General features: G+C 75.4%; 10 protein-coding genes. 1 reads left to right on the top strand and 9 read right to left on the bottom strand.

All coding sequences use genetic code 11. The annotated features are described in order from the left end of the window. Window positions 1–55: 55 nt before the first annotated feature. The 8 genes from trpC to ABC795_RS07610 all read right to left on the bottom strand — a co-directional run bounded on the left by trpC (window position 56) and on the right by ABC795_RS07610 (window position 9,672). On the bottom strand, window positions 56–865 hold the full coding sequence (gene trpC / locus ABC795_RS07645) for an indole-3-glycerol phosphate synthase TrpC (RefSeq protein ID WP_347060381.1): 810 nt from the start codon (window positions 863–865) through the stop codon (window positions 56–58). Window positions 866–1,018: 153 nt separating this feature from the next. Continuing rightward, window positions 1,019–1,666, bottom strand: a complete 648-nt coding sequence (locus ABC795_RS07640; RefSeq protein WP_347060380.1) for a Trp biosynthesis-associated membrane protein — start codon at window positions 1,664–1,666, stop codon at window positions 1,019–1,021. Further along, entirely contained in the window at window positions 1,663–3,198 is a 1,536-nt protein-coding gene (locus ABC795_RS07635) for an anthranilate synthase component I (protein WP_347060379.1), read from the bottom strand. The genes ABC795_RS07640 and ABC795_RS07635 overlap by 4 nt, the downstream gene beginning before the upstream one ends. Beyond that, window positions 3,195–3,572: a phosphoribosyl-AMP cyclohydrolase gene (gene hisI, locus ABC795_RS07630; protein ID WP_347060378.1), complete on the bottom strand. Its 378-nt coding sequence runs from the start codon at window positions 3,570–3,572 to the stop codon at window positions 3,195–3,197. Before hisI ends, ABC795_RS07635 begins: the two co-directional genes overlap by 4 nt. 25 nt (window positions 3,573–3,597) lie before the next feature. After that, on the bottom strand, window positions 3,598–4,329 hold the full coding sequence (locus ABC795_RS07625) for a hypothetical protein (protein ID WP_347060377.1): 732 nt from the start codon (window positions 4,327–4,329) through the stop codon (window positions 3,598–3,600). Then, window positions 4,326–5,996 carry an FAD-binding dehydrogenase gene (locus ABC795_RS07620; protein ID WP_347060376.1) on the bottom strand — a complete coding sequence of 557 codons (1,671 nt, stop codon included), beginning with the start codon at window positions 5,994–5,996 and terminating at the stop codon, window positions 4,326–4,328. Before ABC795_RS07620 ends, ABC795_RS07625 begins: the two co-directional genes overlap by 4 nt. 77 nt (window positions 5,997–6,073) lie before the next feature. Further along, a complete protein-coding gene (locus ABC795_RS07615; protein ID WP_347060375.1) occupies window positions 6,074–7,900 on the bottom strand; it encodes an ABC transporter ATP-binding protein in 1,827 nt (608 codons plus the stop codon). Further along, window positions 7,897–9,672 (bottom strand): ABC transporter ATP-binding protein, encoded by a 1,776-nt coding sequence (locus ABC795_RS07610; RefSeq protein ID WP_347060374.1) that lies wholly within the window; start codon window positions 9,670–9,672, stop codon window positions 7,897–7,899. Before ABC795_RS07610 ends, ABC795_RS07615 begins: the two co-directional genes overlap by 4 nt. A gap of 120 nt (window positions 9,673–9,792) precedes the next feature. On the opposite strand from ABC795_RS07610, the gene ABC795_RS07605 reads away from it, so the two are divergent. Beyond that, on the top strand, window positions 9,793–10,404 hold the full coding sequence (locus ABC795_RS07605; protein ID WP_347060372.1) for a TIGR03085 family metal-binding protein: 612 nt from the start codon (window positions 9,793–9,795) through the stop codon (window positions 10,402–10,404). Here the strand turns inward: ABC795_RS07605 and ilvD are convergent. Continuing rightward, window positions 10,401–12,260: a dihydroxy-acid dehydratase gene (gene ilvD, locus ABC795_RS07600; RefSeq protein WP_347060370.1), complete on the bottom strand. Its 1,860-nt coding sequence runs from the start codon at window positions 12,258–12,260 to the stop codon at window positions 10,401–10,403. The two genes, ABC795_RS07605 and ilvD, sit on opposite strands and share 4 nt — an antisense overlap. Window position 12,261 lies beyond the last annotated feature (1 nt).

Genomic DNA, 12,261 nt, shown 5'->3' with positions numbered 1-12,261 from the left:
GCCCTCCTGCAGGGGCCCGCCGCGAGCGTGCGAGCGGTGGCCAGGAGGGCCTCTTTCAGCGGGTGGTGCGGGGGGTGGCCGGGTGCGCGCCGGCCGTGACCAGGTCGGCGACCGCCTGCCGCGGATCGCCCGCGGTGACCAGGCCCTCGCCGACGAGGACGGCGTCGGCCCCGGCAGCGGCGTACCCGATCAGGTCGTGCGGACCGCGGACACCCGACTCGGCGACCTTGACGACCTCCGACGGCAACCCCGGTGCGATCTTCTCGAAGGTCGAGCGGTCGACCTGGAGGGTGGTGAGGTCGCGGGCGTTCACGCCGATGACCGACGCCCCGGCCGCCATGGCGCGGTCGGCCTCGGACTCGGTGTGCACCTCGACCAGCGCCGTCATGCCCAGGGACTCCACCCGCTCGAGCAGGCCCACCAGGACGTTCTGCTCGAGGGCGGCCACGATCAGCAGGACGACGTCGGCCCCGTGGGCACGGGCCTCGTGCACCTGGTAGCTGCTGACGATGAAGTCCTTGCACAGCACCGGCACGTCGACCACCGTGCGCACGGCGGCGAGGTCGGCGTGCGAGCCGCCGAAGCGCCGCCGCTCGGTGAGCACGGAGATGACCCGGGCCCCACCGGCGGCGTACTGCTGGGCCAGCCGCGCGGGGTCGGCGATGTCGGCCAGGTCGCCCTTGCTCGGGCTGCGCCGCTTCACCTCGGCGATGACGCCGACGCCGGGGGCCCGCAGGACCGCCAGCGCGTCGCGCGCCGGCCGGGCCGCCTGGGCGGCGGCCTTCACCTCGTCCAGCGGCGTGGCGGCCTGGCGGACGGCGAGGTCGGCACGGACACCGGCGACGATCTCCTCGAGCACGTTCACGGCGTGGTCGCAGCCTCGGCCGAGGTCAGGTGCTGGTTCACCGGCGCCACTGCCTCTCGTACGTCGATCCCGGGCGGATGGGTGGACCCACTCTAGAGGCGGGCCGGATGCCTCCCGGCCCGGGGGCGGGCGGCACGGATCCGGTCGGTTCCGCTATACGCCGGGGCCGGTCCGGGGTGCCGGCGGTGGCTCGGTCGGGTCCTCGCCGCGGTCGAGCGCCTTCCAGACGTCGTCGGCGCGCTCCTCGGTCGACCGCGCCGTCGCCGCCCCGGCGGTGCGCTCGTAGCGCCGGCCCATCGCCGGCCAGGTGCCCCCGCGCAGCGCGGCCAGCAGCCCGGCGGCGACGGCCAGGACACCGGCGACCCCGGCCAGCACCGGCCAGCCCACCGAGACGTCCACGGTCGTGCCGGTCACGCTGGTGCCGCCCACGCCGGGCAGGTCCGCCGCGGCGTCGGCCACTCCTCCGGTGAGCACCCGGACGCCCGACCACAGCAGGGCGCCACCTGCGGCCGCCATCAGCAGGCCGACGACCACCCGGCCGCTGCCGCGCACCGCCAGCAGGGCCACCGCCGCGGCCAGCAGGACCAGGCCGGCGGCGGTCACCAGCGGGGCTGCGTCGCCCCCGGACAGCGTTCCGGACACCGGTGGCAGGGGCGCGCGGCGCTCCGCGGTCACGTCGGCCCAGCGCTGGCCGGCCGCCGACAGCGCGAGCGCACCGGCCAGGACCGCGCCCACGACGACGCTCGCGAGCTCCCGCCGGGCGCCGCCGGCCGGGTCCCGTACGCCCTCGGGAGCCGTCACCCCGCCCCCGCGGACAGCTCCCGCAGACCTTCCGCCGTCGCGATGGCCGACAGCACCGCGCGGGCCTTGTGCCGGGTCTCGGCCTCCTCGGCCGCCGGGTCGCTGTCGGCGACGATGCCCGCGCCGGCCTGGACGTAGGCCCGCCCCTGGTGGAGGACGGCGGTGCGGATGGCGATCGCCATGTCCATGTCGCCGCTGGCGTCGACGTAGCCGACGGTGCCCGCGTACAGCGCCCGCCGGGTCGGCTCGAGGCTCTCGATGATCGTCATCGCGCTCGGCTTGGGGGCGCCGGAGACCGTGCCGGCGGGGAACGTGGCGTCGAAGACGTCCAGGGCGTCGCGGCCGGGGCTGACCTCGCCGGTGACGGTGGACACCAGGTGCATGACGTGGCTGTAGTGCTCCACGCGCATGAAGTCCGGCACCTCCACGCTGCCGGGGACGCAGACCCGCCCCAGGTCGTTGCGTGCGAGGTCGACGAGCATGACGTGCTCGGCCCGCTCCTTGGGGTCGGCGAGCAGCCCCTCGGCCAGGCGTGCGTCCTCCTCCGCGGTCGCGCCGCGCGGCCGGGTGCCGGCCGGCGGGTGCACGACCGCCGAGGACCCGGTCACCGTCACCAGCGCCTCGGGCGACGAGCCGACGACCTCGAACGCGGTCTCCCGGCCGGCGAAGCGCAGCAGGTACATGTACGGCGACGGGTTGGTCACCCGCAGCACCCGGTAGAGGTCGAGCGCGTCGACGTCGGTCTCCAGCTCGAACCGCTGGGCCAGCACCACCTGGAAGGCGTCGCCGGCCCGGATGTGCTCGCGCACCCGCTCCACGCCGTCCTGGAAGACGCCGGGCGCCAGGTTGCTGCGCACGGCCGGTGGAACGTCCGCGGGCTCGAACACGGCGACCGCCGGGGCGGCCGGGGCGACCAGCGCTTCGGCCATGGCGTCCAGACGGGCGACGGCGTCGTCGTACCCGCCCGCCTCGGTCCCCGCGCTCCCGAGGGCGTTGGCGATGAGCAGCACCGACCCGTCGGTGTGGTCGAGCACGGCCAGGTCGGTGACCAGCATCAGCGCGAGCTCGGGCATGCCCAGGTCGTCGTCGCTGGTCTGCGGCAGCCGCTCGAGGCGACGGACGACGTCGTAGCCGAGGTAGCCCACCAGGCCACCGGTCAGCGGCGGCAGCTCCGGGGCGCGGGGCGACCGCAGCCGGCGCGCGAGCACGCGGACGGCCTCCAGCGGATCGGCCGGGAGGTCGTCGGTGAGCCCGGGGACCTCCTCGCCCAGCCACTGGGTGCGGCCGTCGCGCTCGGTCAGCACGCCGGCGGCGCGCACGCCCACGAAGCTGTACCGCGCCCACCGCTTGCCCTGCTCGGCCGACTCCAGCAGGAGCGTCCCGGAACGGTTGCCGGCCAGCTTCCGGTAGACCCCGACGGCGGTCTCGCCGTCGGCCAGCAGCCGGCGGGTGACCGGCACCATCCCCCGCCCACCGACCCGGCCCAGCGCCGCGAACTCCTCGCGCGAGGGGGAGGTGATGCCGAACCTCACGTGGCGGCCCCCTGCACCACGGTCAGCGGCCGGTGGAAGCAGCTGCGCTCACCGGTGTGGCAGGCGGCGCCCTCCTGGTCGACCAGCACCAGCAGCGCGTCGCCGTCGCAGTCGACGCGGACGTCGCGGACCCACTGGCGGTGGCCCGAGGTCTCGCCCTTCACCCAGTACTCCTCCCGGCTGCGCGACCAGTACGTGGCCCGGCCGGAGGTCAGGGTGCGCCGGAGCGCCTCGTCGTCCATCCAGGCGAGCATGAGCACCTCGCGGGTGTCGTGCTGCTGGACGACTGCGGCGACCAGCCCGGCGGGGTCGCGGCGCAGCAGCGCGGCGACCTCGGGGGCCAGCGCTCGTTCGGTGGGCACGCTCGCGGACATGCCTCCAGTGTGCCGTGCGGGCGGGTCAGGTCTGCGGGGCGGTGAACCAGTGCCGTCCGCCGCCGAAGAGGACCAGACCGAGGGTGACCAGCGGGGCGGCCGCGAAGAAGAGGCTGAACGCGGCCACCACGCCGCCGAGGTCCTGGCCTGCCGCCGCCGGTCCCAGCAGGTCGCCCAGCTGTGCCCACCAGTACACGGTGAGCAGGAGTTGCACGCCGTGCGCCGCGAGCAGCACCAGCCAGGCGACGCGGGTGCGCCGGACCAGCGCCAGGATGCCGGCGACCACGAGCAGCGCCACCGATGCGAGCTGGACGATCGAGAGCACGTCGCCCTCGCGGGCGAACTCGTAGGCCTGGGCAGGGGCGGCGGTCGGGCTCTCCTCGATCGCGAGCTCCGCGAGCGAGGCGAAGAACCACACGTACAGCGAGGCGATCAGCACCAGCAGCGCCTGGACGAAGGTGAGCACCGCCGCCCCGATCACCTGGCCGGGCCGGCGGCCCGGCCGGGACGCACCGGGATAGGCCGCACCGGGATAGGCCGCACCCGGGTACGGCGCACCCGGGTACGGCGCACCCGGGTACGGCGCGCCCGGGTAGCCGTAGGGCGGCGGCGGCCCGTAACCCCACGGCGGGGGCACGCCGTACGGCGCCGGCGTCCCGTAGGCGTACGGCGACGTGGTGGGCGGCGGCCCGGTGTAGGCGGGCCCCGGCTCGGTCGGCGTCGCCGGGTCCGACCAGGGATCGCGCGGCGCGCTCACAGCGCGGCCGCGAGCGCCCGGCCCACGACCCGGCCGGAGAAGAGGCAGCCGCCGAGGAAGGTGCCCTCGAGCGAGCGGTAGCCGTGCACGCCGCCGCCGCCGAACCCGGCGACCTCGCCGGCCGCGTGGAGCCCGGGGAACACCTCGCCGCCGGGCCGCAGCACGCGGCCGGACAGGTCGGTCTCCAGGCCGCCGAGGCTCTTGCGGGTGATGAGGTTGAGCCGGACGGCGATCAGCGGGCCGGCCTCCGGGTCGAGCAGCCGGTGCGGCGGGGCGACGCGGATGAGCTTGTCCCCGAGGTAGGTGCGGGCACCTCGGATGGCGGTGACCTGCAGGTCCTTGGTGAAGGGGTGGGCGATCTCCCGGTCGCGGGCCACGACCTCCCGCTCCACCTGGGCGAGGTCGAGTTCGGGCGACCCGCCGGTGACGCGGTTCATGCCGGCGACGAGCTCGGGCAGGGTCCGGGCGACGACGAAGTCCTCCCCCTTGTCCAGGAACGCCTGGACCGGACCGGAGACGCCGGCCTTGACCCGGTCGAGCAGCAGCTTGACGTCCTTGCCGGTGAGGTCGGGGTTCTGCTCGGAGCCCGACAGCGCGAACTCCTTCTCCACGATCTTGTGCGTGGCGACGAACCAGGTGTGCTCGTACCCGGTCTGCCCGATGTGGGCGAGGGTGCCGAGGGTGTCGAACCCGGGGAAGAGCGGAACGGGCAGCCGCTGCCCGGTGGCGTCGAGCCACAGCGACGACGGGCCGGGGAGGATCCGGATGCCGTGCCGCGCCCAGACCGGCGAGTGGTTGGCGATGCCCTCGGTGTAGTGCCACATCCGGTCGCCGTTGACCATGCTCGCGCCGGCGGCCACGGTGGCCTGCTGCATGCACCCGTCGACGTGCGCGGGAACGCCGGAGAGCAGCCGCTGCGGTGCGGGACCCAGCCGGGCCGGCCAGTTATCCCGGACGAGGTCGTGGTTGCCACCGATCCCCCCGGAGGTGACGACGACGGCCTGCGCGAGGAACTCGAACTCCCCGACCTCCGTGCGGGAGCTCGCCTCACCGCGGGCGACGTCGCTCGGCTCGAGGACGGCGCCGCGCACGCCGGTCACGGCCCCGCCGCGGACCACCAGTTCCGACACCCGGTGCCGGAACCGCAGCTGCACCACGCCCGCCTGGGCCGCGGCCCGCACCCGGCGCTCGAACGGCGCGACGATCCCCGGCCCGGTGCCCCACACGATGTGGAAGCGCGGCACCGAGTTGCCGGGGCCGGTGGCGGTGTAGCCGCCGCGCTCGGCCCAGCCGACGACCGGGAAGAACCCGACGCCCTGCTCCTTGAGCCAGGCGCGCTTCTCGCCGGCGGCGAACTGCAGATAGGCCTCGGCCCACTGCCGCGGCCAGTGGTCGGTGTCCCGGTCGAAGCCGGCGGTGCCGAACCAGTCCTGCCGGGCGAGCTCCAGCGAGTCGTGCACGCGCAGCCGCCGTTGCTCCGGCGAGTCGACCAGGAACAGCCCGCCGAAGGACCACCACGCCTGCCCGCCCAGGGACGCCGCGGGCTCCTGGTCGACCAGGACCACCCGCTTGCCGGCGTCGGCCAGTTCAGCGGTGGCGACCAGGCCGGCCAGCCCCGCTCCCACCACGACGACGTCGGCCTCGAAGCTGTCGGTGCGCGCGCTCACACCGGGGACGCTAGCGGGGAGCGCGGGCGCCACGCGCCCCCCTGCCGGGCGAGTTGCCCGGGCGCGGCACCCGCCGGTCAGCCGATCGCCGGCTCGGGCTCGCCGGCCGACGACCGCCGCCACGAGGCGTGCAGCCGGGCGTAGGGACCCTCGGCGTCCACCAGCTCCGCGTGCGTGCCGCGCTGGACGACGCGCCCGGCGTCGACGACCAGCACCTCGTCGGACCGCTCGGCCGTCGAGAGCCGGTGCGCGATGGTGAGGGTGGTGCGGCCGGCGGTCAGGGCGTCCAGCGCCCGGGTCAGCCGCTGCTCGGTGGCGGGGTCGACGGCGCTGGTGGCCTCGTCGAGCACCAGGAGGTCGGGGTCGGCGACGTAGGCCCGGGCGACGGCGACCAGCTGCCGCTCGCCGGCCGACAGGGACTCACCGCGCTGGCCCACCGCCGTCGAGACGCCGTCGGGCAGCCCGGCGAGCCAGGTGCTTAGCCCCAGGTCGTCGAAGGCGGCGACGACGTCGGCGTCGGTCATGCCGGGGCGGCCGTAGCGGACGTTCTCGGCGACGGTGGCGTCGAAGAGGAACCCGTCCTGCGGCACCATGACCACCCGCGCGCGCAGCGACGCGAACGCCATGTCGGCCAGCGGCACCCACCCGCCCGTGTCGGAGCCGAGCAGCACCCGGCCGGCGACCGGGTCCATGAGCCGGGTGACCAGCTTGGCGAACGTGGTCTTCCCCGAACCCGTCTCGCCCACGACCGCCACCCGCGTGCGTGGGGCGATGGTGAGGTCGACGTCGTCCAGCGCCGGGCGGGCACCCGGTGCGTAGCGGAAGGTGACGGAGTCGAAGCGGACGCCGAGCGGCCCCTCCGGAAGGGCGCGCACCCGGTCGGGGGCGGCGACGGCGGGGTCGCGGACGTCGGGCTCGGTGTCGACCACGTCGAGGACCCGGCGGAAGCCGGCGACGGCGTTCTGCGCCTCGTTGAGCACCTCGCTGGCGGTCTGCACCGGCGCGACGAACAGGGTGACGAGGAAGAGGAACGCGACCAGCGTGCCGACGGTGATGTCGCCGGCCAGGCCGAGCAGCACCCCCACGACCACCACGGCGGCGTTGGCCAGCGCGGCCACGAACTCGCCGCTGACGAAGACGGCGGCGGTGACCTTCTGCGCGTCCACCTGGGCGCGGTAGTGCCGGTCGATGGCGGCGTCGAGCCGGGCGGCGGTGCGGGCCCGCACCCCGTAGGCGCGCACCGTGGGGGCGCCGACCACCGACTCGGCGACCGCGGCGAGCACGTCGCCGACCCGCTCCCGGACCACGCCGTAGACCCGCACCAGCCGCTGGGCGAACCAGCGGACGGCGAACGCCAGCGGCACGAAACAGACCAGCACCAGCACGGTCAGCTGCCAGGAGTAGACGGCCATGACGACGGTCGCGACGAGGAGCTGCCCGATGCTGACCAGGCCCAGCACCCCGCCCCACTGCATGAACACCGACAGCTGGTCGACGTCGCTGGTCACCCGGGAGACCAGGGAGCCGCGTCGCTCGCCCTGCTGGTGCAGCACCGAGAGGTCGTGCACGTGCCGGAAGGCGCGGGCGCGCAGGCTGGCCAGCGCGGTCTCCGTCGTCCGGAACAGCCGGACGTTCATCCGGTAGACCGCGACGGCGGTGACCAGCACGACCAGCGCGCAGCCGGCGATCAGCCAGGTGACCCTCTCCAGGTGCGCGCCGCCGGGGGCCGCCAGCCCGCGGTCGATGACCTGCTGGACGGCGATGGGCACGACCACCCGGCCGGCGGTGGCGACCAGGGCCAGGGCGAAGGTCACCGGGAGCCCGCGCCGGAACTCGGGCATCATCCGCAGCCCGCGCCGGAGGGTCCCCAGCGCGCCCTCGGTGCGCTGCACGGGCTCGCTCACGCCGCCACCTCGGCCTGGGAGTAGGCGCGCACCAGCGCCGCGTAGCCAGGCACCGCGGCGAGCAGCTCCTCGTGGGTGCCCCGGGCGACGGCGCGCCCGTCGGCGAGCCACACCACCTCGTCGGCGAGCGCGATGGTCGCCTGCCGGTAGGCCACGACCACGACCGTGGTCGGGGTCTCGTTGCCCCGCAGGGCGTCGAGGATGCGGGCCTCGACGGCGGGGTCGACGGCGCTCGTGGCGTCGTCCAGCACGAGCAGCCGGGGACGGCGGACCACGGCGCGGGCCAGCGCCAGCCGCTGCCGCTGACCGCCGGACAGCGAGGCACCGCGCTCCCCCACCCGGGTGTCCAGGCCCTCGGGCAGCGATGCGACGAACTCGTCGGCCGCGGCCACGCGCAACGCCGTCCACACCTCGTCGTCGGAGAAGGGGGCGCCGAGGGTGACGTTGCCGCGGACGGTGTCGTCGAAGAGGAAGGCGCTCTGGGCGACGAACGCCGCCTGCGCGCTCACCTCGCCCTCGCGCAGCCGGCGCAGGTCGACCCCGTCGAGCAGCACGCCGCCGTCGGCGGGGTCGACCAGACGCACGAGCAGGCCGGCCAGGGTGGACTTGCCCGATCCGGTGGGCCCCACCACGGCAACCGTGCGCCCGGCCGGCACGTCGAAGGTGACCGCGTGGAGGGTCGGGCGGGACACCCCGTCGAAGGTGAAGCCGACGTCGCGCACGCCGACGCCGGCCCCGCCGGCCGCCGCGGCGGCGGTGTCCGGCCCGTAGGCCGTCTCCCCTGTCGCCTCGAGCACGGGGGTGACCCGGTCGAAGCCGGCCAGGGCCCGGGGCAGATCGGCCAGCACCCAGCCGATGGCACGGATCGGCAGCGCCAGCGAGGTGAACAGGTAGGCGATGGAGACCAGCTCGCCGGCGTCGGTGGCGCCGTCGGCGACCCGGCCGGCCCCGATGAGCAGGACGGCGAGCGTGCCGAGGTTCGGCAGCGCCTCCATCAGCGGGTCGAACAGCCCGCGCACCCGGCCCACGGCGATCAGCCCGTCGCGCAGCTCCTCGGCCCGGGCGGTGAAGCGCTCGGTCTCGGTGTCCTCCCGGCCGAGCGTCTTCACCACGAGCGCGGCGTCGAAGCTCTCGTGCGCGATCTCGCTGACCTCGGCCCGCAGCTGCTGCGCCCGCTGCATCCGCGGGCTCATCACCTGCGAGTAGACGACGTTGGCGGCGAAGACCAGCGGGAAGACGACCAGACCGACGAGGGCGAGCAGCGGGTCGGTGAGCAGGAGCGCGACGCTGGTGGTCGCGATCATCACCAGCGCTCCGCAGGCGAAGGGCAGCGGCGCGACGAAGAACCAGGCCGACTCGACGTCGGAGTTGGCGTTGGAGAGCAACTGCCCGGTGGGGTGGCGCTGGTGCCAGGAGAGCGGGAGGCGCAGGTACTGCCCGGTGACGCGGCGGCGGTACTCCGCCTGCAGCCGGTAGCTCATGACGCCGGCGAACAGCCGGCGGCCGAGGATGCCGAGGATCTTCAGCAGCGCGACCCCGACGATGGCGACGGCGGCCAGGGTGAGCGCGGTCGCGGTGGTGGCGCCCTCCTCGAAGGAGGGCAGCAGCACCCGGTCGGTGATCTCGCCGATCACGTACGCGCCGGCCACCGTCATCGCGCCGTAGAGGCTGCTGGCGAGCAGCGCGAGGGTGAACATGCCCGGCTGCTCGCGGACGGCCCGGCCGATGTGGCGGAGCCCGCGGCGCACGACGGCGTCTCGGCGGCGGGACACGGAGCTCCTCGGGGTCGTGGCTGCGACCAGCATGCCACCCAGTCGTTAGGTGCGCTAAGCGATGCCGCTGGTCCGCCCGGCCGGGTTTCGCCATCCGGGCTCCCTCGGTAACTACGCGAGGTGAGCGCCTCTTCCCTCCCCCTTCCGGACCGCGAGCGCGCAGCGCTCGCCGACCTGCTGGACGAGCTCGGTCCCGACGCGCCGACCTGCTGCGAGGGGTGGACCACCGCCCACCTCGCCGCGCACCTGGCCGTCCGCGACCGGCGCCCCGACGCCCTCCCGGGCTACGGCCTGGAGATGCTGCCCGGCGGGCAGCGCCTGGCCTGGTGGTCGCACCGGCTCGAGGACCGGCTGCGCGACTCCACGCCCTACGGCGAGGTGGTCGACCGGGTGCGCAGCGGGCCGCCGCCGTGGTCGCCGATGGCCCTGCCGGCCGCCGCGGCGGCGTTCAACGTCTCGGAGTTCGCGATCCACCACGAGGACGTCCGCCGGGCCCGGCCCGGCTGGGAGCCGCGGGTCCTGCCCCGCGAGGACCAGGACCAGCTGTGGGGCGGGCTGGGCCTCTACGCCCGGCGCGCCGCCGGGCGCCGCGGCCTGGTGCTGCGCCGCGCCGACGTCCCCGGCGAGGAGAAGCGCCTGGGGGACGGCGGGCGCACGGTCACCGGGGAGCCCCTGGAGCTCATGCTGTGGGCCTCCGGCCGCCGGGACGTCGCCCGGGTGGAGATCTCCTAGCGGCTGGGTGCCGCGTCCAGCGGGACGGAGCGGACCGCGCCCCGGTCCGCGGACTGCGCGAAGGCGGCGTAGGCACGCAGCGCCGTGGAGACCGGCCGGTGCCGATTCCGCGGGCGGTATCCGTTCTGTGCCTCCAGGGCGGCCCGACGGGCGGCCAGCTCGGCCTCGCCCACCTCGAGGGTGATGCTGCGGTCCGGGATGTCGATCGTCACGGGATCACCGTCCTCGACCAGGGCGACGACGCCGCCGGCCGCCGCCTCGGGCGAGACGTGCCCGATCGACAGGCCCGAGGTGCCGCCGGAGAAGCGCCCGTCGGTCACCAGCGCGCAGGCCGCCCCCAGGCCCCGGCCCTTGAGGAACGAGGTCGGGTAGAGCATCTCCTGCATGCCGGGTCCGCCGCGGGGGCCCTCGTAGCGGACGACCACGACGTCGCCGGCCCGCACCCGGCCGGTGAGGATGGCGTCGACGGCCTCCTCCTGGGACTCGACGACCACCGCCGGGCCGCTGAACCGGAGGATCGACTCGTCCACTCCGGCGGTCTTCACCACGCACCCGTCGACGGAGAGGTTCCCGCGCAGGACCGCCAGGCCGCCGTCGGTGCTGTAGGCCGCGGCGGCCGAGCGGATGCAGCCACGCTCCGCGTCGAGGTCGAGGCTCTCCCAGCGCTCCGACTGGGAGAACGCCGTCGCGGAGCGCCGGCAGCCGGGTGCGGCGTGGAACAGCTCGACGGCCTCACGGGTCGCCCGCCCACCGCGGACGTCCCAGTCGTCCAGCCAGCTGCGCAGGTCCGGGGAGTGCACCGTCCGGACGTCGCGGCGGAGCAGCCCGGCCCGGTCGAGCTCACCGAGGATCGCGGGGACACCGCCGGCGCGGTGCACGTCCTCGACCAGGTGGGGGCCGTTGGGCGCGACCTTGGCCAGGCACGGGGTGCTGCGGGAGATCCGGTCGACGTCGTCGAGCGTGAAGTCATGCTCCGCCTCGGAGGCGGCGGCGAGCAGGTGCAGGATCGTGTTGGAGGAGCCGCCCATGGCGATGTCCATGGCCATGGCGTTCTCGAAGGCGGCGGCTCCGGCGATCACGCGCGGGAGCACCGCGGCGTCGTCCCGCTCGTAGTGGGCGCGGACGAGCTCCATGACCGTGGTGCCCGCGGCCTCGTACAGCCCCCGGCGGGCGGTGTGCGTGGCCAGCGTGGTCCCGTTGCCGGGGAGGGCGAGGCCGAGCGCTTCGGTGAGGCAGTTCATCGAGTTGGCGGTGAACATGCCCGAGCAGGAGCCACAAGTGGGGCAGGCGGCCTCCTCGATGCGGCCGAGGTCCCCGTCGGAGACCGCCGCGCTGGCGGAGTCGGCGATGGCCGAGACGAGGTTCAGGCCGGTGCGCACGGTGCCGTCGACGAGCGTCGCCGTCCCGCCTTCCATCGGACCGCCGGAGACGAAGACGGTGGGGATGTCCAGCCGCAGCGCGGCCATGAGCATGCCGGGCGTGATCTTGTCGCAGTTGGAGATGCAGACCAGCGCGTCGGCGCAGTGCGCCTGGACCATGTACTCGACCGAGTCGGCGATCAGGTCGCGGGAGGGCAGCGAGTAGAGCATCCCGCCGTGCCCCATCGCGATGCCGTCGTCGACGGCGATGGTGTTGAACTCCCGCGGCACGCCGCCGGCCGCGGCGACGGCCTCGGACACGATCCGGCCGACCGGTTGCAGGTGGGTGTGGCCGGGGACGAACTCGGCGAAGCTGTTGGCGACGGCGACGATCGGCTTGCCCAGGTCGGCGCCGTCGACGCCCGCGGCGCGCAGCAGAGCGCGCGCACCGGCCATGTTCCTGCCGGAGGTGACCGTCCGGGAGCGCAGCGGGGGCATG

The organism is Blastococcus sp. HT6-30, from assembly GCF_039729015.1.
Classification (GTDB): domain Bacteria; phylum Actinomycetota; class Actinomycetes; order Mycobacteriales; family Geodermatophilaceae; genus Blastococcus.
Note: the sequence above shows the minus strand (reverse complement) of the source record. Positions and strands in the feature narration are given on the sequence as shown.